Raw genomic sequence first — 23,654 nt, 5'->3', positions numbered from 1 at the left:
CGGGGTGGCGCCGCACCCGGCCCCCTCGGTCTTCCCCGCCCCGGCGGCGCTCAGACACGGGCCGCGCGAGGAGACGTCGCGTCCACCACGCCGACCCGGGCCGCCGTCCGGCAGGACTCCGCGGTCCTCCGGGGCCCCCGGCTCGTCGCGACGCCCCGTACCCTCCCGGCCGGCCAACGGTGTCCGAGCTGCCGGGGCACGGCCTTCCGCCGGGCGGCGACCTGCCGGTCGCGTTGTAACAGGCGTTACATATTTGCTTACGCGGGCGGCCCGTGTAGTGTCCCGGCGCGGTGGTCCCCGTCCGGTCGCTCCGGCCCCCACAGTCCGCTCGAGGAGATTGCCGTGCCAGACTCCCGTTCCCCCCACCACCCCCACCCGTCGGCGCCACGACGGCGTTCACCCCCCACCGCTCCCCCACCGCACGCGGCGGGGACACCGCGGGCCCGGGCCCCTCGAAGAGCCCCGGAGCACTCACCGGGGCCGCCGTCGTCGGCACTGTGCGGCACGTACGCGCAGGCCTGCACGCGACAGAGCCGGCACGCCGCGCGCCGCCGGGCCCGGACACATGACCGCACACCGCCCGCAGGCGACCCTCCGCAGACTCGCGCAGGGCAACGACAGAGGCACGTACAGTGCTTGTCACGTTAAAACCCACACCCCCAAGCTGTCACCGACAAGTTGACATGTCTAGGCCAGAAACGCCTCCACGGGATCACACCAAACCGGACATGCACGACCGACGAGCGGGTCGAACCTGAAAGGAAGGTCTTCATGGCTGTGTGCAAGAAGACATCCGCAGTGCCCGGGCCGGTGCAGGCCGGCCACCAGGTCGGGACGACGTCCCGGCCTCCCGGGCGGGAACTGCAGCACAGGCCCGGGGCGGCCGCCCGCCTGCGGGTGGGTGTGGTGCACCCGAACGAGATGGTGCGGCGCGGCCTGGAATCGATGATGCGCGAGAGCGACTCCGTCGGACGGGTGACGACCTTCCACGACCCCGGCGCGGCCGAGCTGCGGCTGAGCCTCACCGGGACCGACGTGGTGATCTGCCCGTGCGACCTGGCCGTCGAGGTGCTGGAGCTGGTGGCGGCCTCCTGTGAGCAGGGGAGCAAGGTGCTGTCGCTGCTGGAGAGCGGGGACGAGCAACAGCTCGCGGCGGCCGCGGAGATGCCGGCCGACGGATTCCTGCTCGTCGAGGAGATCACCTCGCAGTCCCTGGAGGACTCCCTCCTCCGGCTGGCCAGGGGAGACATGCCCGTGCCGGCCCTGCTCTCCCGGTGGATGCTCGGCCGGCTGCGCAACGGCGTCCCCACCCGGCCGGAGCGGCCGTTCTTCCTCACCGCACGGGAGCTGGAGACGCTGCTGCTACTCGGCCGGGGGTACAGCAACAAGCAGATCGCCCGCTCCCTGCAGATCTCCCAGCACGGAGCGAAACGCCATGTCGCCAACGTGCTCGCGAAACTCAACTGCCCGAACCGGACGCTGGCGGTCGCCCTGGCCCTCCGCCACGGGATCATCGACGCCGTCGACGACGAGGCCGCCGTCACCTGACCTCTCCGCCCCCCTCGCCCCGCGTGAGCGCGGCGGAGAGATGGCCGAGCAGGGCGGACTCCTGCTGATGGATGAAGAAGTGGTCGCCGTCGAGGACCGTGAGCGCGAAGGCGGCGGCGGTGTGACGCTCCCACTGGGCCACGGCCGGCAACGGGACCTCTTCGTCGCCGCTGCCGGCGAAGGCCGTGATGGGGCAGCTCAGCGGGCGCCCCCCGGTGTGGCGGTAGGTGTCGGCGACCGCCAGGTCGGCGCGGAGCAGCGGAATGACCAGTTCCATCAGCGAGTCGTCGGCGAGCACGGCGTCCGGGGTTCCGTTGAACGCCCGCAGGCGTTCGCGGAACTCCGCCTCCGGAAGGTTGTAGTCGGGTACGGCGGACCGCTTCAGGTGCGGGGCGCGAAAGGCGCCGACGCACAGGTGGAGCGGCGGGCAGCCGTAGCGCTGCTCCATGATGCGGGCCAGTTCGTAGGCGACCAGGGCGCCCAGGCTGTACCCGAAGAGCGCGTACGGAGCGTCCCGGGCGGCGAGCAGCGTGGGCAGCAGGTCCTGGGTGAGCGTCTCGATGCGGTCGTGCGGCCTCTCGCGGAACCGGCTGCCCCGGCCGGCGGGTTCGACGGCCCGCAGCCGTACGTGGGCGGGCAGGGCGCTCTCCCAGCCGGAGAAGATGCGGGCGGAGCCGCCGGCGTAGGGGAAGCAGAACAACTGCAGCGGCCGGCTGCCGGTCGCGGCGGGGACACCGGAGGCGGCGGTGCTGCGCTGCATCGGCCTCACCCCTCCCCCGCCGCCGGTGCTGCCGTCCCGTCGGGTTCCGGCGGGCCGGAACGGCGCGAGAGCAGCGAGGCGATCGTCTTGAACTGGACGTTGGAGGTGCCCTCGTAGATCGCGCCCACCTTCGCGTCCCGGTACAGCTTCTCGACCGGGTGGTGGCCGGCGAAGCCGGCGCCGCCGAGCGTTTCCACGGCCTGGGAGGCGGCGCGTTCGGCGACCGCGGACGCCGCGTACTTGGCCATGGAGGCGGCCTTGATGCGCTCGTGCTGCGGTGCTCCGGCCTGGAGCAGGCGGGCGGTGTTGTACACGAGGACGCGGGCGGCCTCGAGGTCCGCGGCGAGGCGGGCGAGGGGGAACTGGACGCCCTGGTAGTCCCAGATGCGGGTCCCGAACTGCTCGCGCTCCTCGGCGTGCCGCAGAGCGTGGTGCAGGGCTCCGTCGGCGAGACCCACGAGCTGGGCGGCGATGCCGAGCTTGCCGATGTCGAGGGTCTCCACCATGAGGACCCCGCCGTCGTCCGGCCGTCCGAGCAGGTCGGCGCGCTTGACCCGGACCTCGTCGAGGACGAGTTCGCAGGTCGAGCTGGCCCGGATGCCCATCTTGGGCACCGGCGGGCCGACGGTGAGCCCCGGGGTGTCCCGGTCCACCAGGAAGGCGCTGAGGGCGGGGGGCGAGGCCGGCGTCGACGGGCGGGTGCCGGTGCGGGCGAAGACCAGGAACAGCCCGGCCTCCGCGGCACTGGTGATCCAGCGTTTGCGGCCGGTGAGGACAAAGCCGTCGCCGTCGGGGTCGGCGCGGGTCGTCAGAGCGAAGGCGTCGCTGCCGGCGGTCTCCTCGGAGATGGCGTAGGCCCCGGCCATTCCCCCGGCGAGGCGGGGCAGGTGCCGGCGCTTCTGGTCGCCGCTGCCGTGGCGGAGCAGCGCGCTCGCGACGAGGGCGTTCTGCACGTCGACGAAGACGGCGACGGAGGGGTCGACGCGGGCGAGTTCCTCGATGGCCAGCACCACGTCGAACAGGTCGCCGGCGCCGCCGCCGTAGATCTCCGGGATCTCGATGCTCATGAGGCCGTGGGCGAAGAGCTCGCGGACGAGGTCGCCGTCGAGGCGGCCGGCCTCGTCCATGGCGCGCGCCCGGGGGGCCACGTGGTCGTGGGCGAAGTCGCGGACCGTGCGGCGCCATGCCCGGGCGGCGGGCGGCAGGTCGGTGAGGGGGCGGGGCACGGTGTCCGGGGACGGGTCGGTGACTGTCATCGGTCCTCTCGGGGGCTGGTGGCGGCGGGGCCTGCGCCGGTGGCGATCACGGCTGGACGACCGCGTCGGGGGCGGGTGTCGCGCGCAAGTGGGGCGGCTGCTGGAGGCCGCGCCACATGGCCTCCTGGTTGCGGGTGGCGAAGTAGCGCGTGAGGCGGAGGAAGAGGGGCCGCAGCAGGCGGTTGTCGACCCGGGGGGCGGAGGCCACCCTGAAGATGGTTTCGCGTACCGACCGGACCCGTTCGCGCCGGGCCTCCTCGTAGCTGCGGAGGGCGCCCACGGGGTCGTGCGGAGCCGCGCCGAGTTCGTCGCCGAGCACGACGGCGTCCTCGACGGCCTGGCAGGCTCCCTGGCCCAGGACGGTCGTGACGGCGTGGGCGGCGTCCCCGAGGAGGGTGACGGGACCTTCCCCCCACTTGTCGTACCAGTTGCTGTAGTAGAGGTCGGTACGCAGGAGGCGGTCTTCGGGCGTGTGGCGTACCAGGCACTGCGGCGGTCCCTGGAAGCCCTCGACGAGTTCCAGGATGCGTGCCCGCCGCCGGCCGGGAACGTCCTGCCCGCCGGGCGGCGCGGGGTGGCCGACGGTCCAGGTCACCTGGCCGTTGCCGATGTGCCAGGCGCCGCCGTTGACGCCGTGCCGGCCCTGGAAGAGGTGCACGGTGCCGGGCGGGACGCCGCAGTCGGTGTCGCTGACGCCCCGGTAGGTGGTGACGCCGGTGTAGACGGGCTCGGTGTCGCCCAGGAGGCGGGCTGCGGTGCGGGAGCGGAGCCCGTCGGCGCCGACGAGGACGCCGCCCCGGACCTCCGTGCCGTCGTCGAGACGGACGGTGACGCGGTCACCGTCGACACGGTGCCGGGTGATGTCGGCGGAGAACCGGATGCGCACCCCGGCGTCCTCGCACGCGTCGGTCAGGACGCGGGCCAGTGCGCCGCGGGCGATGGTGACGCCCGGAGTGCTCCCCGGGGCGGTGTAGCGCTGCACGGGGGTGTGGAGGACGGGGACGTCCCGTTCGGTCACCAGGCGGGACTCCCGGATGGGGACGCCGGCCCGGAGGATCCGGTCCCGCAGCCCGAGCGCGCTGAGTGCGGTGGTCGCGTTGCTCCAGATCGTCACGCCGGTACCGCTGGTCTCGACGCGCAGGCTGGTGCGCCGTTCGAAGACGGTGACCGGGAACCCCTGACGGCGGGCGGCCAGTGCCGCCGTGAGACCGCCGATGCCCGCTCCGGCGACGAGGACGGTGGGTCGTGTGTTCATGTAGGTGCCTTTCAGCAGGAGCCGGGACGGCCGGTCAGACGTCGGTGGGGGCCCCGGGGGGCGGCGGCAGGAAACCGGTCGCGGTCAGCTCCCGGACGTAGCGGGTGAGGAGGGCGGCGTCCACAGCCGGGGGCCGGAGTCCGCCGGTGGCCCGCCGGGTGTTCGAGGTGTCGAAGACGGGTTCGCGCAGGCCCTGCCGGTCGTCGTCGACGCGCTTGCCGAACAGGGACAGGGTCGGGCCGAGGTCGCTGCCGGGGTGCCGCCGGGCGTGGGTGCGGCAGGCCTCGTACCAGTCCTCGAAGGAGTCCCGGCGGACGGGATGACCGGCGCGCCGGAGCGCCTCGTGCACGGTGTCGAAGGTGAGCCGGCGGGCGCCGCCGAACTGGTACGTGCCGCCGAGGTGCTCCTCACCACGGGCGACGAGGCTCACCACCCGGGCGATGTGGTCGACCGGCACGATGTCCGTGCGGAAGTCCAGCGTGGGCACGGAGCCGACGACGGCGCAGGCACGGAGGATGTGGGTGAACACGTCGTCCGGGCGCCACACGCCGCTGCCGGAGTCGCCGGCGATCCGGCCGGGCCGGTACACCGAGACCGGGAGGCCGCGGCGCCGGGCGATGCCGACGAGCTGCTCGGCCACCCACTTGCTCTGGTTGTAGCCGTTCTCCGCGGGCGGCGGGACGGACGGGAGTTCGTCCTCCCGGGCCGGGGGGTCGCCCTCGCGACGCAGGGTGAAGACGGACAGGGTGGAGATGTGGTGCACCGGTTTGACGGGGCCGGTGCACGCCAGCTGCAGGATCGTCCGGGTGCCGCCGACGTTGGCGTCGCGCAGCGCGGTGTAGGGCTCGGCGAAGTTGACGGCGGCGCCGCAGTGGTGGATCTCCTCGACCTCCCGGGCCAGGCGCCGGAAGCCGTCGGGTCCGAGGCCGAGGTGGGGCTCGGCCAGGTCGCCGGGCAGGGCCCGTACCCGCTCCCGGGTGGCCTCGTCCCAGCGCTCCCACAGCCGGAGGTCGCGCAGGTGACCGGTGAGCCGGGCGCCGGCCTGCCCGGCGGTGTCGCCGCGCACCAGGCAGACGATGTCCGCGCCGGTGGTGCGCAGCAGGGCGTCGAGGAGGAAGGCGCCGAGGAACCCGGTGGCGCCGGTGAGGAGGACGGTCTGCGGGTCGCCGCGCCACTGCCACGGCCGCTCGGGCCGTGTCCCGGGGGCCAGGAAGACGTCGGCGAGCGGGCGGGTGTCGGCGTCGTCGGAGGTGCCGGCGTCCCGGCGGGTCACCGCCGCGGCCAGCGCGTGCGGAGTGGGGTGCTCGAAGAGCAGCCGGAGCGGGACCCGGGCCTCCGGCCAGGTGTCCCGCACCAGGGCGTGCAGCCGGGTGGCGGTGAGCGAGTTCCCGCCGCGCTCGAAGAAGTCGTCGTGCACGCCGACGTCCTCGGTGCCGAGCACCTCGGCGAAGAGAGCGGTGACCTGTTCCTCGGCGGGCGTGGCCGGCGGGGTGCGCGACGCGCCGGCCGGGAGAGGCACGGCGTCGGGCCGGGGCAGCGCGGCACGGTCCGTCTTGCCGCTGGGGGTGCGGGGGAAGCCGGCGAGGGCGACCAGGTGTGCCGGGACCATGTAGCCGGGGAGGCGGTCCCGGAGCAGGGTGCGGAGTTCTCCGGTGAGGGCGTCCGTCCCCGCGTCGGCCCGGCCGTCCTCGGTGCGGACGTACCCGGTGAGACGGGGGTCGCCCGGTGTGTCCTCACGGAGCAGCACGACGGCGTCCCGGACGCCGGGATGGGTCCGCAGGACCGCCTCGATCTCTCCGGGTTCGACGCGGAAGCCGCGTACCTTGACCTGGTCGTCCCGGCGCCCGAGGTACTCGAGTTGCCCGTCCGGGAGCCAGCGGACGAGGTCGCCGGTGCGGTAGCGGCGTCCGCCGGGCCGGTCCGGGTCGGGGGTGAAGCGCTCGGCGGTCAGGTCCGGCCGTCCGAGGTAGCCGGCGGCGACGCCGGGGCCCCCGACGTACAGTTCGCCGGGCACCCCGACCGGCACCGGCCGCCCCGCCGCGTCCAGCACCTGGACGGTCGCGTTGGGCACAGGCCGGCCGATCGGCGGGTGCCGGTCACCGGCCAGGGTCCCGGAGAGCGTGGCGTAGACGGTGGTCTCGGTGGGGCCGTACGCGTTGATCAGCCGCACGTGACCGGCCCAGCGTGCGGCGACGGCCGCAGGGCAGTCCTCGCCGCCGGAGACCACGGTGCGCAGGGTGGGCAGGTCGTCCGGGTCGAGCACGGCCAGCAGGGACGGCGGGAGCAGGGCGGCCGTCACGCCGTGCTCCCGCACGGTGGCGGCCAGTTCCTCGCCGGCCAGCGTCGCGCCGGGAGCGGGGACGGCGAGTGTCGCGCCCCCGAGCAGGGCCGTGACCCATTCCCAGACGGAGGCGTCGAAGCTGGAGGAGGCGAAGGCGAGGAGGGTGTCGCCGGGACCGATGTGGGTGAGGTGGCGGGTCAGGTGCAGATCGGCGACGGACCGGTGGGTGACCATCGTGCCCTTGGGGCGGCCGGTGGAGCCGGAGGTGTAGATGACGTAGGCGAGGTCGTCCGGACCGGCCGTCGCCGGGACCCGGTCGCTGCCGGACCGCTCCCCCGGGGCCGGTCCGCCGTCCGGCCCGCCGGTGCCGGGGCCGGGCCGGTCGAGCAGGACGGTGGCGGCGCCGTGTGCGGGGAGGCGGTCGCGCAGGCTGCTGTGGGTGAGCAGGACGGAGGCGGCACAGTCGGCGAGCATGTGGCGGATGCGTTCGGCGGGGTAGCCGGGGTCGACGGGTACGTAGGCGCCGCCGGCCTTGAGGACGCCGAGGATGCCGGTGTAGGTGTCCGGCGAGCGCGGGGTGCAGAGCGCGACCAGGGTGCCCGGGCCGACGCCGAGCGTGCGCAGGTGCCGGGCGAGGCGGTCGGCACGGGAGTCGAGTTCCGCGTAGCTGACGGTCGTGCCGTCCGGGCAGCGCAGCGCGACCGCGTCCGGGCGCTGTCGCGCCTGCTGTTCGAAGAGGGCGTGTGCGGTGGTGCCGGGGACGGAGCGGCTCTCGCCGCGGCTCCACGCTTCCACCGCGCGGGCGTCGCGCTCGGTGAGCGCGGGCAGTGCGGACAGGGGGCGTGCGGGGTCTGCGGCGGCCGCTTCGAGAAGGGCCACGAAGTGGTCGAGGAGACGGTCGGCCGTGTGCTGCTCGAAGAGGTCGGTGTTGTACTCCAGCGCGGCCCGCCAGCCGCCGTCGCGGGGCACGATCTCCAGGACGAGGTCGAACTTGGAGGTGCCGGTGTCCACGTCGAACGGGCGGACGCGGGCGTCTCCCATCCGGGTCTGCGGCACCTCGACGTTGCCGAAGGAGAACACCGTCTGGAAGAGGGGGGTGCGGGAGAGGTCGCGGGCGGCTCCGGTCTCCTCCACCAGACGCTCGAAGGGGACGTCGGCGTGGGCGTAGGCGTCCAGGCAGGTGTCGCGGACGCGCGCGACGAGTCCGGTGAACGCCGGGTCCGAGGAGAGGTCGGTGCGCAGCACCAGGTTGCCGACGAAGAACCCGATCAGTCCCTCGGTCTCCGGCCTGCCGCGCCCGGCGACGGGTGAGCCGACCGCGAGGTCGTGCCGGCCGCTGTACCGCTGGAGCAGCACGTAGTAGGCGGCGAGCAGGACCATGAACAGGGTGGCGCCCTCGCGGCGGCCGATGTGCTCCAGGGTGCGCAGCACCTCGCCGGGCAGGGTGCGGGTGCGGACCGCGCCGTGGAAGGTCTGCACGGGCGGGCGGGGGTGGTCGGTCGGCAGGTCGACGACGGGCAGGTCGCGCAGCTTCTCCCGCCAGTGGGCGAGTTGCGCCTCCGTCTCCGGGGAGTCCAGGCGGGCCCGCTGCCAGGCGGCGTGGTCGGCGTACTGGACGGGCAGCGGCGGCAGGTCCGGCTCCCGGCCCTCGGTGAGGGCCTCGTAGACCGTGACGAGTTCCCGGACGAGGACGGCGACGGACCAGCGGTCGCAGATCGCGTGGTGGAGGACGAGGGAGAGGACACGGCGGTCGGCGCCGGTGCGCAGCAGGGTGAGCCGCAGCAGCGGCGCCCGGGTGAGGTCGAAGGGGCGGGTGGCCGCCTCGCGCAGCAGGCGGCCGGCCTCCTCCTCGCGTGCGGACTGCGGCAGCGTGCGCAGGTCGCCGCGGTCCAGGGAGACGGTGGCGTGCGGGGCGATCGCCTGGCGGGGTTCCCCGTCCACGTCGACCAGCGCGGTCCGCAGGCTCTCGTGGCGGTCCACGAGCACGTCGACGGCCCGTTGCAGGGCGTCCTCGTCGACGTGGCCGTGGATCTCGACCTGTCCGGACATCAGGTAGGCGGTGGCGCTGCCCGGGTCGAGGCGGTGGAGGAACCACAGCCGTGCCTGTCCGGGGGACGCGGGCAGCAGTACGTGGCCGGGTGCCGGGCCGCCGGACTCGGCGGCCCGGGGCAGCGGGACGGGCCCGTCGCCGGCGGCCGGGCCCGGGGGCGCGGGGCGAGCCGCCGGGGCGGGCGCTTCCGGCGCCCCGGGGGGCGGGACCGCCGGGGACGGGCCGGCGGCGGTCCCGGCGTCGGCCTCGGCCTCGGTCTCGGTCTCGGCGTCGAGCCGGGCGGCGAGGGCGGTGACGGTGGGGTTGTCGAACAGCGTGCGGACGGGAATCCGCCGCCCGTACCGCCTGCTGAGCCGGGAGACCACGCGGCCAGCCAGCAGCGAGTGGCCGCCCAGGTCGAAGAAGTCGTCGCCGGCCGACACCACGTCGGTCTTGAGCACCTCCGCCCAGAGTGCGGCGACGTACCGTTCGGTGTCCGTACGGGGCGCGGTGGACGCGTCGTCGGACGCGCGCGCCGGGCCCTCCGGGTCGGGCAGCGCGCGGCGGTCCACCTTGCCGTTGGGGGTGCGGGGCAGAGCGGGCAGCACCACGACGACCGCGGGCACCATGTACTCCGGGACGCGGAGGCGGGCGAAGTCCCGCAGCGCGGCGGCGAGTGTGCCGGGATCCGCCGGCATCGCGGCGGGCTCGGCGTACCCGACGAGCCGCCGGTCCCCCGGGGTGTCCTCCCGCACCACGACGACGGCTGCGCGCACCTCGGGGTGCTCGCGCAGCACCGCGGTGATCTCGCCGAGTTCGACGCGGAAACCGCGGATCTTGACCTGGGAGTCGGCGCGTCCGACGAACTCCAGGCGCCCGTCGCCGCGGTAGCGCACCAGGTCGCCGGTGCGGTACATGCGCGCGTCCGGGGCCTCGGGGTCGGGCAGGAAGTGCCGGTCGGTCAGGTCCGGGCGCCCGTGGTAGCCGAGGGCGACGCCGGGGCCGCTGATGTGCAGCTCGCCGGTGACGCCGACGGGGACGGGCCGCCCGGCGCGGTCCAGCACCCGGAAGCGGGTGTGGGCGAGGGGGCGTCCCAGCGGGACGGGGGCGTCGCCCTCCCGGAACCGGTGGCAGCCGGCCCAGACGGTGGTCTCCGTGGGCCCGTACACCTGCCACACCTCGACGCCCGCGGCGGCCATCCGGCGGGCCAGGCCGGGGTCCAGGGGTTCGGCACCGCAGAGTCCGCGGAACGGGTGGGCGGCCCGCCAGCCGGCGTCCAGCAGCAACTGCCAGGCGGCGGGGGTGGCCTGCCAGTACGTGGCACCGGTGGCCGTCATGCGGGCGGCGAGCCGTTCGCCGTCGACGGCTTCGTCGCGGGGCACCAGCGCGATCGTCGCGCCGGTGGTGAGCGGCAGGAAGAAGTCCAGCACCGACATGTCGAAGGCGTGGGTGATGGTGGCGGCCACGACGTCGTCCTCGCCGAGGCCGGGTTCGCGGCGCATGCAGTCGAGGAAGTTCGGCAGCCGCCCGTGCGGGATCATCACGCCCTTGGGGCGGCCGGTGGAGCCCGAGGTGTAGATGACGTACGCGAGGTCGCCGGGACCGCCCACGGGCTCGGGGTCGTGGCCGGGCTCGTCCGCGGCCGGGTCCGCGTCGAGGCAGACGGTCTCGGCGTCGTGGCCGGGCAGGGCGGCGGCGACGCTGCGGTGGGTGAGCAGCACCGCCGCGTCCGCGTCACGGAGCATGAACCGGACCCGCTCGGCCGGGTAGCCGGGGTCGACCGGGACGTACGCGCCGCCGGACTTGAGCACCGCGAGCAGGGCGACGAGGAGGTCGGGGGTGCGCTCGGTGCAGACCCCGACGCGGGTGCCCGGGCGGACTCCCCGGCGGCGCAGCAGGTGGGCGAGACGGTTGGCGCGGGTGTTCAGCTCCCGGTAGGTGAGCGTGTGGTCGTCGAGGAAGACGGCCGTCTTGTCTCCGGTGCGGGCGGCCTGTTCCTCGAACATGCGGTGCACGGGCAGCGTGCGCCGGGGCGCCGCCGTGTCGCCGCTCCCCCAGGCGGCGAGCAGTTCCGCCTCCGCCTCCGGCAGGGCCGGGAAGCGGGAGAGCGGGCGGGACGGGTCCGCGGCGGCCTCCCGCAGCAGCAGGGTGAGGTGGTCGAGCATGCGGTCCGCGGTGTCCGCCGTGAACAGCGCCGTGTCGTACTCGAGGGTCACGCGCAGCCCGCCGGCGCCGTCCGGCACCAGGGAGAGGAAGAGGTCGACCTTGGCGGTGCCGGTGTCCGCCTCTACGGGCTCCACGTCCAGGCCGCCCATGCGCAGGTCGCCGGGGGGCGTGTTCCCGAGCATCAGCCACACCTGGGCGAGGGGCGAGCGGGAGAGGTCGCGTTCCGGCTTCACCTCCTCCACCAGGCGTTCGAAGGGGAGACCGGCGTGGGCGTAGGCGCCGAGGCAGGTCTCCCGGGAGCGGTCCAGCACCTGCTCGAACGTGGGGTCGCCGCTGAGGTCGGTGCGCAGCACCAGGGTGTTGATGAACATCCCGATGAGGTTCTCCAGCTCCGGCCGGTCGCGGCCGGCGACGGAGGTGCCCACGGGGATGTCCTGCTGCCCCGAGTAGCGGGAGAGCAGGACGCAGTAGGCGGCGTGCAGCACCATGAAGAGGCTGGCACCGCGCTCCCGGGCGAGGCGTTCCAGGTCGCCGACCAGCTCCGCGGGGAGACGGGTGCCGCGGACCGCGCCGCGGAAGGACTGCACCGGGGGGCGGGGCAGGTCGGTGGCGAGTTCGAGGACGGGCAGGTCGTCGAGGGTCATGCGCCACCAGGCGAGGTCGCCGAGGAACTCGCCGTCCTCGAGCCGCCGCTGCTGCCAGGCCGCGTAGTCGCCGTACTGTACCGGGAGCGCGGGGAGGTCCGGTGGGGCGCCGGTGAGCTCGGCCTCGTAGCAGGCCGCGAGTTCCCGTACGAAGACGGCTCCGGACCACATGTCGCCGATGCCGTGGTGGAAGGTGACGACGAGCAGGTGGTCCTCGGGGCCCAGCCGGACCAGCGTCATCCGGGCGAGGGGCGCCGCGTCGGTCCGGAACGGCGTGGAGGTCTCCTCGGTGAGGATCTCCTGCAGGGCTGCGTCGGGGTCGTCCGCCGCGGGCAGGTCACGTCGCGTCACCGGGAGCCGGCCGGTGGGATGCACGTACTGCACGGGCTCGGTGCCGTCCAGGCCGAACGAGGTACGCAGCGTCTCGTGCCGCCGTACCAGGGCGTCCGCGGCCCGCTGCAACGCCTCCTCGTCCAGCCGCCCGCGCAGCCGGGCGGCGCCGTGGCCGAGGTAGGCGGCGGCGCTGCCGGAGTCGAGCTGGGCGAGGAACCACAGCCGCTGCTGTCCGGAGGACATCGGCAGGACGGCGGGGGCCTCCTCGTCGGGAGCCGTGGAGGCTGCCGCCGGGTGGGTCTGCTCCGTCGTCACGTCAGTCCTCCTCGGTGTGCCCGGCGGTGCCGGCGGCGGGGCGGCGCGGGGTGCGGGGCACGGCGACCAGGTCGCCGCCCGCCGCGGCCCCGGCGTCAGCGGTCTCGCGGAGTGCGCGGGCGAAGTCGGCCAGCACCGGCCGGTCGAAGAGGGTGCGCACCCGTACCTCGCGGCGCAGCGCCGACTTGAGCCGGCCGGTCACCCGGGTGGCGAGGAGCGAGTGACCGCCCAGGGCGAAGAAGTCGTCGTGGGCGCCGACCCGTTCGGTCTCCAGGACCTCGCTCCACACCTGTGCGACCTGGCGCTCCAGGGCGTCCCGGGGGGCCACGTACGTGCCGGCCGCCTCCGACCGGCCGGTGCCCGGGGCCGGCAGGGCGCTGCGGTCGGTCTTGCCGTTGGCGGTGAGCGGCAGCGCGTCCAGCAGGACGAGGGACGAAGGCACCATGTACGCGGGAAGGCTGCGGCGGGCGAGTTCCAGCAACTCCGTCTCGGTGGGGACCGGCGTCTCCCCGGGCGGCCCGGACACCACGACGTAGGCGGCGAGCCGCACATCGCCCTCGCCGTGGTCGTGCGGCACCACGACGGCGTCGCGTACGGCGGGGTGGCCGGTCAGCACCTCGGCGACCTCGCCGGGCTCCACCCGGAAGCCGCGGACCTTCACCTGGTCGTCGATCCGGCCCAGCACCTCCAGGGTGCCGTCCTCGAGCAGCCGGGCGAGGTCGCCGGAGCGGTACATCCGTGCCTCGCCGTCCGCGTAGGGGTCGGGAACGAACCGTTCGGCGGTCAGTTCGGGCAGGTTGCGGTAGCCGCGGGCGACACCGGGACCGGACACGTGGATCTCGCCCGCCACGCCCTGCGGCACGGGCCGCAGTCGGGAGTCGAGGAGGCGCAGCGTCAGGTCCGGGAGCGGGCGCCCGATGTTGCTGCGCACCCCCGACGCGGCGTCACGGCGGGTCACCCGGTGGAACGTGGCGTGCACGGTCACCTCGGTGATGCCGTACAGATTGACCAGCTCCGGTTCCTCGTCGCCGAAGTGGTCGAACCAGGGAGCCAGGGCGGGCACGTCCAGGTACTCGCCGGCGAAGAGCACGTACCGCAGCGGAGGCTGCTTGCCGTCCGTCTCCAGCGCGTGCCGCGCGTACGGGCGGAAGGCCGACGGGGTCTGGCTGAAGACGGTGACGCCCTCCTCGGCGAGGAGCTCGTGCAGGGCGTCGGCGGCCCGCACGGTGTCCCGGGGGACGACGACCAGGCGGGCGCCGTCGGCGAAGGCGCCCCACATCTCGTACACCGAGACGTCGAAGGCGTAGGAGTGGCACATGCTCCACACGTCCGCCGCGCCGGTGTCCAGGAGCCGCCCGGCGCCGCGTACCAGGCGCACCACGTTGGAGTGGGGCACCTCGACGCCCTTGGGCCGGCCGGTGGAGCCGGAGGTGTAGAGGACGTAGGCGAGGTCTGCGGGGGTGGCGCCGGTGTCCGGGGCGGTGGGGTCCTGTGCGGCGAGGGCGTCCGCGTCCTTGTCGAGGTGGACCGGCGTGCCGTCGAAGGCGGGCCCCCGGCCCGCGGCGGCGTCGTGCGTGACGAGCAGCGAGGCGCCCGCGTCGGCGAGCACGTACGCCATGCGGTCGGCGGGCTGGGCGAGGTCGAGCGGCACATAGGCGGCACCGCTCTTCAGCACGGCGAGGACGGCGGCGACCATGTCGACGGACCGCTCCAGGCAGAGGCCGACGCGTTCGCCGGGCCCGGCGCCGAGCCCGGCGAGGTGCCGGGCGAGGCGGTTGGCGCGTTCGTCCAGTTCCCGGTAGGTGGCCGTCTCCGGGCCGCAGACCACGGCCACCGCGTCCGGGGTCCGGGCCGCCTGCCGGGCGAACATCTCGTGCAGCAGGTCGTCGCCGTCCACGGGTTCCGGGCGGTGACCGCCGTCCAGCAGCCGGACGCGTTCGGCCGGTGTGTAGGGCTCGATGTCGCCGAGGCTGCGGCCGGGGTCGCCGGCCATGCCGCCGAGGAGGTGGTGGAAGTGGCCGAGGAGGCGCTCCGCGACCGGGGCGGGGAAGCGGCGGCGGTCGTGCACGAGGCGGGGCGGCAGCTCCTCCTGCGGGAAGACGACCATGGTCAGCGGGTAGTGCGGCCGGCCGTCGTAGGCGAAGTCGGTGATCTCCAGCCCGTGCAGGGCCATCTCGGGGGCGGGGGTGTTCTCGAAGGCCAGGTCGGTCTCGAACAACTGCGTACCGCCGGGGAGCCCGGCCCAGCGTGGGAAGAGGTGCAGCGGGACGTCGGCGTACTCACGTGCCGAGGTCATGGCGTCCTGGAGACGGTGCAGCCAGGGCAGCAGCCGCTCGGCCGGGTCGATGCGGGCCCGTACCGGGGTGGTGGTGATCATGGGCCCGACGATGGTCTCGGCGCCGGGCAGGTCGGCGGGCCGGTGGGTCGAGGTGGCGCCGCTGACCACGTCGTCGCGGCCGGTGTAGCGTCCGAGCAGCAGCAGCCAGGCGCCCTGCACGAGGGTGTTGAGGGTGAGGCGGTTCTCCCGGGCGAGGCCGTCCAGGTCGCGGACGAGCGAGCCCAGCCGGCGGTCCGGGACGAAGGTGTGGGTGGGGCCGCCGTCGTCCGGTGCGCCGGGCCCGGTCTCCAGCGGCCCCGGCGTGGCCCCGGCCAGTTCCCGGCGCCAGAACTCCTCGGCACGGCCCGTGTCGCGGCGCTTCCACCAGGCGACGTAGTCCCGGTACGGGCGGGCGCCCGGAAGCTGCGGCGCCGCTCCCGCGCAGCGTGCGGCGTAGGCGGCGGCGAACTCCTGGAGAACCAGGCCGAACGACCAGCCGTCCATGACCAGGTGCGGGAAGCTCCAGAAGAGCCGGTGCACGTCGTCCTCGAGACGGAGGAGCGCGAGCCGCATCAGCGGAGGCCGGCGCAGGTCGAAGCCGCGGCGGCGCTGCTCGGCGCGGAAGGCCTCGTACCGTCCCTCCCGCTCGGCGGCGGGCACGTCGCGCCAGTCGTGGTGCCGCACCGGCACCTCGACACGGCGGTGCACGGCCTGCAGGGACCTGCCGGCCTCCTCCCAGTGGAAGCCGGTGCGCAGGATCGGGTGCCGGGCGACGAGGTCCTGCCACGCCTGCTGGAAGGCGTCCGGGTCGAGTGTGCCGCGCAGGGTGAAGGAGAGCTGCTCCACGTAGACGCCCGACTCGGGGGTGAAGAGGCTGTGGAAGAGCATGCCCTCCTGGACGGGGGTCAGTTCGAAGACGTCCTGGAGGTTCTCGGGCTTCATCGGGTCTCCTCGGCGTGTCGGGTCGGCCGTGCTGCGCCGGCCGGGGTGCCGGTGTCCGCTGCGGTCTCGGCGTTCTCGGCGGTATCGGCGTTCTCGCCATCCGCGCCGCCTCGGGCGCCGGGGCCGTCGTCGGCGAAGGCGCCGAGGAACGCGGTCAGGGTGTCCTCGTCCAGGCCGGCCAGCGGGAAGTCGCCGGGGGTGAGGACGGCGGTGCCGGTGGCGCGGCAGTGCGCGGCGATCCGCCGGCATGCGCCGGGAAGGGCGTCCCGCAGCGCGGTGAGGTGCGGGACGGCCGCCTCGTCGGCGCGGCAGGCGAGCGTGAGGTGCAGCCGCCCGGACTCCAGGTGGGTGTCGAGGACGACCGGGTGCCCGGCCGCGTCCAGCCGCGGAGGTCCGGCGAGCCGCAGCGGTCCGTCCGGCGGCAGGTCGAGAGCCCCCAGGTGGCGGACGAGGACCGGGGCTGCCGGGCCGTCCGCGGAAGGCCGGTCGCCCTCGCGCAGGGACTTCACCGCGCGCAGCAGCACGTCCGCCTCGGCGTCCTCGCCGCTCGCCGGGGGTTCGGAACGGTCCCCTCGTGCCGCGGGGCCGGGCGGGAGCAGTGCGTCGAGGGACGCGCTGAAGCTGCCGGCGGGCAGCCGTTCACGGCGGTCCTCCTCCCCGGCGGGGTGCTGCTCGTCCTCCACCTCGCAGCGCAGGGCCTGCCGGTGGCCGGCGGCGCGGGCGGCGAGGGCGAGGGCGGCGGCCGCGGTACGGGCGGGCGACAGCCGGTAGGTGCCGTCCACCGCGTCCAGCAGGTCCGTGGTGTCCTCCTCGGTGAGGGCGGTGTGCAGCGTGTGCGGGGCACCGGCCCCGGTGAGACCGAACAGGTCGCCGCCGTCGTCGCCGTCTTCCGTCTCCGGCGGGGGGCCGGGCTCGGAGACGTACGCGGAGGTCTCTGCGGCGAGTGCGGTGAGGGCACGGACCTGCTGCTCGTCCGCCGCGGGGAGGGACGGGTCCGCACCGTCCCGCACCGCCTGGGCGGCGCCGCCCAGGTCGCGCAGGAGAGCCTGCCAGGACGCGCCGTCCACGAGGAGTTCGTGCACGAGCCAGACCAGGCGCCGGCCCTCGTCGCCCAGGTCGAACAAGGCCGCCTTGGTCACCGGCCCGCGGTACGGGCACAGCTCCTGGTGCATCTCCTCGACCATGCCGTGGAAGGCACGCGTCCGGCGGTCCCCGGGCAGCGAGGTGAGATCGATGTGCGGCACGGGGACGTCTGCCCCGTCTGCGTTCCGCACGAGGCCGCCGGTTCCGCCGGCCTCGGCGAGCCGGTGGTGCAGCGCGGTGTGCCGGGCGGTCACCGCGGCGAGGGCGGTCTCCAGCTCCTCGGGGCCGGTGCCGGGCGTCACCAGGAGTTCGGCCCGGTGCGCCCCGGCGGGAGTACCGGGCGCGGCGGCCTCGAGCAGCCGGGCCTGGCGGCGGGTCGCGGGCACCGTCTGCGCCGTGCCGGCGACGACCGCGCCACGCGCCTCGAGTACGGCGGCGAGTTCGCCGAGGGTCTCGTGCTGGAAGAGGTCGGCAGCCGTGAAGTCCAGGCCCTCGGCGTTGGCACGGGAGACGATCTGGACGCCCATGATCGAATTGCCGCCGACGGAGAAGAAGTTGTCGTGCGGGCCGACGCCGGGGACGCCGACCACCTCGGCGACGAGCTCGACGAGTCTGGCCGCGACGGGGCCGGCGGCGGCGTCCGCGCCGGCGGTGGTGCGTGCCGGGTCGGGCAGCGCGGACCGGTCGACCTTGCCGTTGGCGCTCAGCGGCAGCCGGTCGAGGACCAGGACCGCGGTGGGCACCATGTAGGCCGGCAGGGCGGCCTCCGCCAGGGCCGTGACCTCGTCGACGAGCCGGGCGTCGGACTCGGGGGTACGTGCGTCCGGGTCCGCCTCGGGCAGCAGGTAGGCCACCAGGCGGCGGTTGTGGCGGTCCCCGGGGGCCGCGGCGAGGGCGGTGCGCACGTCCGCGTGGCGGGTGAGCACGGCTTCGATCTCGCCGAGTTCGATGCGGAACCCGCCGACCTTGACCTGGAAGTCCTCCCGGCCGAGGAACTCGAGGGTGCCGTCGGGCAGGCGCCGGCCCAGGTCGCCGGTGCGGTACAGCCGCTCCCCCGTGGCCGGCCAGGTGACGAACGAGGAGCGGGTGCGTTCCTCGTCGCGCCAGTACCCCAGGGCGAGGCCGGCCCCGCCGATGTAGAGCTCGCCGGTCCCCCAGACGGGGCAGGGTTCCATCCGGTCGTTGAGGACGTGGAAGGTCTGGTTGCGGAGCGGGCGGCCGTAGGGCACGGACTCGCGCTCGGTGTCGTCGGGGTCGATGGGGTGCCAGATGGACCACACGGCGGCCTCGGTGGCGCCGCCGAGGCTGACCGGGCGGGCGTGCGGGGCGACCTCGCGCAGCCGTGCCGCGAGGTCGACGGGGATCCAGTCGCCCGACATCAGCGCCAGCCGCAGGGGGTGGTCGGGTCCGGCACCGGCTCCGTCCCCGCCCGGCGCCCCGGCGAGGTGTTCGACGTACATGCGGAGCAGCGCGGGCACGCTGTTCCACAGGGTGACGCGGTGCCGGCGCACCAGGTCGTCCCAGTGTCCGGGGTCCCTGCTGGTGCCGGGGCGGGGCAGCACGAGCAGCCCGCCGGCGCCGAGCACGCCGAACACGTCGTACACGGACAGGTCGAAGCTCAGCGAGGACAGGCCGAGGACGGCGTCCTCGGGGCCGACGTGGAACCGTTCGTTGATGTCCTCCAGGGTGTTCAGCGCGGCCCGGTGGGAGAGCATGACGCCCTTGGGCTCGCCGGTCGAGCCGGAGGTGAAGATCACGTAGGCCAGGTCGTCGGGCACCTGGACCGGCTCCGGCGGAACGCCGTCGGCTCCGGGGCCCTCCGGGGCGGCGGCCAGGTCGACCGGGACCTCGCGCGCGTCGCCGGGCCAGTGACGCCCGGTGCCGTCCGCGCGGGCGAGGACGAGCCGCACCTCGCCGCGGCTGCACAGGTGGTCCTGTCGCTCCGCCGGCAGTCCGGGGTCGACCGGCAGGTAGGCGCCGCCGGCCAGTTGCACGGCGAGGGCGGCGACGATCTGCGCGCGGCCCTTCTCCAGGGCGACGGCGACGAGCCGGCCGGGGCCGGCGCCGAGGCCGCGCAGGCGGTGAGCGAGCGCGCAGGCGTGGGCGCGGAGCTCCCCGTACGTCAGCTCCCCGTCGTCGGCGGTGACGGCGACGCGGTCCGGGTGTTCCTCCGCCCGGGCCAGGAACGCCGAGTAGAGGAAGCCGTCCGGGAGCGGGCCGCCGGTGGCGTTCGCCTGCTCGATCAGCTCGCGCTGCGCGGGCGGCAGCGGGCAGTGGGCGGCGGAGCCCCAGGCCTCGTCGGACGTGGCGAGGCGGTCGACGAGCGCGTGGAAGGCGTCGAAGACGGCGTCGACGACGCCCTCGGGGAAGAGGCGGCGCAGCCAGTGCCAGCTGAGCTGGACGCCGTCGGCGTTCTCCATGACGGCGAAGTCGAGCCACACCTGCGGGGTCTGCGCGATCTCGTGCAGCATCTCGCCGAGCCACCCGAACATGGAGGCGTCCTCCGCCTCGTTCTCCTGCACCAGGGTGCTGGTGAAGACGACGGGCATGACGGAGCCGCTGGTGCCGCCGCGCAGCCGGGCCATCTCACGGAGGATCTCGACCCCGTTCAAATACCGGTACTCCAGGTCCTCCCAGCTCTGCCGCTGCAACGCGGTGGCGAGTGCGCCGAAGCTCTGCCCGGTGGACAGGTCGACGGGCAGCAGGTCGAAGGAGGCGAACTCGCCGACCAGGTCGCGCACGTCCTCGTGCACCTGGAGACGGTTGATGACGGTGACGTTGAGGCTGAAGCGGGCAGTGCGGGACCAGGTGCCCAGCGCGGCCGCGTAGGCGGCCAGCAGGGCGGCCGAGGGGGTCACCCCCGCGGCGGCGGCCCGGCTGCGGAAGGACTGCCACCGGTCGGCGGGCAGTTGCGCGTCCCGCGCGGTGAAGTCGGGGTCGGTGAGGGCGCCGGGGTTGAGCGCCAGCGGCAGGTCGGGGCCGGGCGGCAGCTCGGCGACGCGGTCGCGCCAGTACTCCAGGGAGCGGGTGTGGAGGGCGGTGTCGCGGATCCGCTCGGAGGCGAGGACGTAGTCGCGGTAGCTGATGCGGAGCGGCCGGATCTCGTCCTCGCGCTCCTGGTAGTAACGGCGCCAGTCCCGGACCAGCAGGCGGATGCTGCCGATGTCGGCGATGAGCAGGTCGAAACTGAAGTGGAGGCGGGTGCGGTCGCCGGGCAGCAGGGTCACCCGGACGTCGAAGAGCGGCCACCGGTCGGCGGGCCGGACCTCGTGGGACAGGGCGTCGCGCAGTGCGGTCAGGCGCCGTTCGGCGTCCTCGGCTGTGGACTGCCGCAGGTCGAGGCGGGCGAAGGGGTACGGGCCCGCCTCGGGCAGGATGCGCTGGGTGCCGTCGCGGTCGATGACGGCGCGGAGCATGTCGTGCCGGTCGACGACGCGCTGCCAGGCCGCCTCCAGGCGTTCCAGGTCGACGCCGGCGTCGACGTCGACCTCCCAGTAGACGTGTGCGGCGATGTTGCCGCCCTGGAAGCTGTCCTGGCGGCCTATCCACTGGGCCTGCTGCATCTCCGACAGCGGGAAGGGGTCGTGCAGCCGGCCCGGGTCCGGTACGGCCGCCGGCAGGCGGTCGCCGTGCGTCGGCGCCTGGTCGCCGGCCGTGCCGGCGTCCTCCCCGGCCCCGTCGGCGAGGAGGGCGGCGACTCCGGCGACGGTCGGCTCGGCGAGCAGGTCGGCGAGCCGGACCTCGGTGCCGAGGGCCGCCTTGACGCGTTCGACGACGCGGGCGGCGAGCAGCGAGTGGCCGCCGAGTTCCATGAAGTTGTCGTGGACGCCGACCGGGGCGACGCCGAGGAGTTCCCGCCAGATCGCCGCGATCTCGCGTTCGCGGGGGTCGCGGGGTTCGACGTACTCCGTGGTGAGGGCGGGCCGGGGGTCGCAGGCGCCGTCGGTCTGCGGCATGCCGTCCGACTCGGCCGGGGTCCCCTCGGGCACCTGCAACCGGTAGCCGCCGGAACGGGCGGGCGTCTCCCCGGAAGCGGGCTCGATCCAGTAGCGGCGCCGTTCGAACGGGTAGGTGGGCAGGCCGGTACGGCGTGCGGTACCGCCCTGGACGAGTTCCCAGTCGAGTGCGGCACCGGCCAGCCACAGCCGGCCGAGCCCCTCGGTGAAGCAGTGCGCGTCGTCCTGCTCCTCCCCCGGCCCGGGCAGCAGCGGCACGGTGGCGGCGCCGCGGCCGCGGGCCGCCTCCCGCGCCAGGGAGCACAGGGTGGTGCCGGGCCCGATCTCGACCAGCACGGCCGGGCCGGATTCGGTCAGCAGGCGCACGCCGTCGCCGAAGCGGACCGGCTCCCGGATGTGCCGCACCCAGTGCCGGGGGTCCTGCGCCTGCGCGGCCGTGGCCCAGGTGCCGGTGCGGTTGGTGACGTAGGGCAGGCGCGGGGCCCGGAAGTCGATGCCGTCGAGCGCGGCGCCGAACGCGTCCAGCACGGGTTCGACCATGGCCGAGTGGAAGGCGTGCGAGGTGTGCAGCCGGCGGGTGGGGACGTCGTCGGCGTGCAGGGTGTCGGCGAAGGCGGCCACCTGGGCGTCGGGGCCGGAGACCACGCACAGTTCGGGGGCGTTGACCGCGGCGAGGGAGAGCCCGTCGGGAAGCCGGCGGCGCACGTCCTCCTCCGCCAGGGGGACGGAGAGCATGCCGCCGGGCGGCATCTCCTGCATGAGCCGGCCGCGTACGGCGGCGAGGCGGAGCGCGTCGGGCAGGGAGAGCACTCCGGAGCGGCAGGCCGCCAGGATCTCGCCGACGCTGTGGCCGACCATGGCGTCGGGGGCCACGCCGACGCTGCCGAGGAGCTCGGTCAGGGCGTACCCGAGAGCGAAGAGCGCGGGCTGGGCGAGGTCGGTGCGGCGCAGCCGGGCGGCCGCCTCCCCGGGGTCCGCGTCGCCGGCCGGGTGGACGACCTCCCGCAGGTCCAGGCCGAGGTGGGGGGCCAGCTCGTCGGCGCACTCGTCGAAGTGCCGCCGGAAGACGGGCTCCTGCTCGTACAGGCGCCGTCCCATGCCCGGGTACTGGCTGCCCTGGCCGGGGAACATGAACACCACGCGGGGGTCCTCGGCTGCCCGGTGGGTGACGACCCGGCCGGCGTCCCGTGCCCGCAGCGCCTCCCGGGCGTCCGCGGCGCCGCCGGCCACCACCAGCCTGCGGTGACCGTGGTGGGTCCGGCCCTGCTGCAGGGTGGTGGCGGTGGCCGCCAGGTCGTCCCCGGCGGGTCCCGTCAGCGCGGTGGCGAGCGCGTCCGTGGCCGACTCCAGCGCGGCGGGGGTGCGGGCGGACAGGGGCAGCAGGAACAGGTCGCGGGTGAAGGGGCGCGAAGGCTCCGGCGCGGGGCCCTCCTCGAGCACGACGTGCGCGTTGGTGCCGCCCATGCCGAAGGAGCTGACGCCGATGCGGCGGGGTGTCCCGCCGGTCTGCCACTCCTCCAGTCCGGTGACGACGCGGAAGGGGGAACGCTCCAGCCCGAGTTCGGGGTTGGGCTTCTCGAAGTGGAGGCTGGGGACGAGCTCGCGGTGGCGCAACTGGAGGACGGCCTTGATGAGGCCGGCGACGCCGGCGGCCTCCGCGAGGTGGCCGACGTTCGACTTCACCGAGCTCAGCGCGCAGCCTCCGTCCGGGGCGGGGCCGCGGCCGTAGACCCGGGTGAGGGCGGTGACCTCGATGGGGTCGCCGAGGGGGGTGGCGGTGCCGTGGCCCTCGATCGCGGTCACGGTGTGCGGCTCGATCCCGGCCACGCCGAGAGCACCGGCGATCGCACGGGACTGGCCGTCCACTCCGGGGGCGGTGTAGCCGACCTTGGCGGAGCCGTCGTTGGTGACCGCGGAACCCTTGATGACGGCGTCCACGCGGTCGCCGTCGGCGAGGGCGTCGGCAAGGCGCTTGAGGACGACGGCTCCGACGCCGCTGCCGAACATGGTGCCGCTGCCCGCGGCGTCGAATGACCGGGTGTGGCCGTCCGCGGAGAAGATCATGCCCTGCCGGTGCAGGTAGCCGAGTCCCTGCGGCAGGCGTACGGACGCGCCGCCGGTGACGGCGACGTCGCATTCGTGGCCCAGCAGGGCCTGCACGGCCATGTGGACGGCGACCAGCGAGGACGAGCACGCGGTCTGCACCGACACGGCGGGGCCGTCGAGGTCGAGGCCGTAGCTGATGCGGGTGGCGAGGTAGTCCTTGTCGTTGGTGGTGAGCAGCTCGGTGGCGTCGGCGATGTCGGCGAACCCCGGGCCGGCGGAGAGCAGGTGGGAGACGAGGTAGGTGGAGAGGCTGCTGCCGGCGTAGACGCCGATGGAGCCCGGGAACGCGGCGGGCACGCACCCGGCGTCCTCCAGCGCGGCGTGCGCCGTCTCCAGCAGGATGCGCTGCTGGGGATCGATCATGGCGGCGTCCCGGGCGTTGTAGCCGAAGAACGCGGCGTCGAACAGCTCGGGCTCCTCCAGGACGGAGGCGGCCCGCACGTACCAGGGGTCGGCCAGGAGTTCCGCCGGCACCCCTCGCTCGAGGAGCTCGGCCTCTTCGTAGAAGCTGACCGATTCCACGCCGGTGCGCAGGTTGTGCCAGAAACGGGACGTGTCGGGGGCCCCTGGGAAGCGACAGGCGAGGCCGATGACGGCGATGTCGCCCGCGTCGTCCACCGGCTCCTGGGGAGCACTGCTCTGCTGGGGGGTCATACCGGGGGC

Annotated in this window: 7 protein-coding genes; 1 reads left to right on the top strand and 6 read right to left on the bottom strand. The window is 74.9% G+C overall.

Translation table 11 applies throughout. The features are described from left to right. The first annotated feature begins 771 nt into the window (after positions 1–771). Positions 772–1,548 carry a response regulator transcription factor gene (locus HOY81_RS05465; RefSeq protein ID WP_237318742.1) on the top strand — a complete coding sequence of 259 codons (777 nt, stop codon included), beginning with the start codon at positions 772–774 and terminating at the stop codon, positions 1,546–1,548. On the opposite strand, the gene HOY81_RS05460 is transcribed toward HOY81_RS05465, so the two are convergent. The 6 genes from HOY81_RS05460 to HOY81_RS05435 are packed head-to-tail and all read right to left on the bottom strand — an operon-like array spanning position 1,541 to position 23,645. Beyond that, on the bottom strand, positions 1,541–2,308 hold the full coding sequence (locus HOY81_RS05460; RefSeq protein ID WP_237318740.1) for a thioesterase II family protein: 768 nt from the start codon (positions 2,306–2,308) through the stop codon (positions 1,541–1,543). The two genes, HOY81_RS05465 and HOY81_RS05460, sit on opposite strands and share 8 nt — an antisense overlap. Before the next feature lie 5 nt (positions 2,309–2,313). After that, on the bottom strand, positions 2,314–3,564 hold the full coding sequence (locus HOY81_RS05455) for an acyl-CoA dehydrogenase family protein (RefSeq protein WP_237318738.1): 1,251 nt from the start codon (positions 3,562–3,564) through the stop codon (positions 2,314–2,316). Positions 3,565–3,610: 46 nt separating this feature from the next. Beyond that, the gene (locus HOY81_RS05450; protein WP_237318736.1) at positions 3,611–4,819 is read right to left on the bottom strand and encodes an FAD-dependent monooxygenase; all 1,209 of its coding nucleotides are present in this window, start codon (positions 4,817–4,819) and stop codon (positions 3,611–3,613) included. Positions 4,820–4,853: 34 nt separating this feature from the next. Further along, positions 4,854–12,587: a non-ribosomal peptide synthetase gene (locus HOY81_RS05445; protein WP_237318734.1), complete on the bottom strand. Its 7,734-nt coding sequence runs from the start codon at positions 12,585–12,587 to the stop codon at positions 4,854–4,856. A 1-nt stretch (position 12,588) separates the two neighbouring features. Continuing rightward, entirely contained in the window at positions 12,589–15,846 is a 3,258-nt protein-coding gene (locus tag HOY81_RS05440; protein ID WP_237318732.1) for an amino acid adenylation domain-containing protein, read from the bottom strand. Next, complete coding sequence (locus HOY81_RS05435) at positions 15,843–23,645, bottom strand: non-ribosomal peptide synthetase/type I polyketide synthase (RefSeq protein WP_237318730.1); 7,803 nt, start codon at positions 23,643–23,645, stop codon at positions 15,843–15,845. Before HOY81_RS05435 ends, HOY81_RS05440 begins: the two co-directional genes overlap by 4 nt. Between the last annotated feature and the right edge of the window lie 9 nt (positions 23,646–23,654).

Source organism: Streptomyces sp. JJ36, from assembly GCF_021696945.1.
GTDB lineage: Bacteria > Actinomycetota > Actinomycetes > Streptomycetales > Streptomycetaceae > Streptomyces.
Note: the sequence above shows the minus strand (reverse complement) of the source record. Positions and strands in the feature narration are given on the sequence as shown.

Excerpts from the sequence above, each read along its gene's own strand:
- HOY81_RS05435 (WP_237318730.1), bottom strand. The coding sequence starts at position 23,645 with ATGACCCCCCAGCAGAGCAGTGCTCCCCAGGAGCCGGTGGACGACGCG.
- HOY81_RS05450 (WP_237318736.1), bottom strand. The coding sequence starts at position 4,819 with ATGAACACACGACCCACCGTCCTCGTCGCCGGAGCGGGCATCGGCGGT.
- HOY81_RS05465 (WP_237318742.1), top strand. The coding sequence starts at position 772 with ATGGCTGTGTGCAAGAAGACATCCGCAGTGCCCGGGCCGGTGCAGGCC.
- HOY81_RS05455 (WP_237318738.1), bottom strand. The coding sequence starts at position 3,564 with ATGACAGTCACCGACCCGTCCCCGGACACCGTGCCCCGCCCCCTCACC.
- HOY81_RS05460 (WP_237318740.1), bottom strand. The coding sequence starts at position 2,308 with ATGCAGCGCAGCACCGCCGCCTCCGGTGTCCCCGCCGCGACCGGCAGC.
- HOY81_RS05440 (WP_237318732.1), bottom strand. The coding sequence starts at position 15,846 with ATGAAGCCCGAGAACCTCCAGGACGTCTTCGAACTGACCCCCGTCCAG.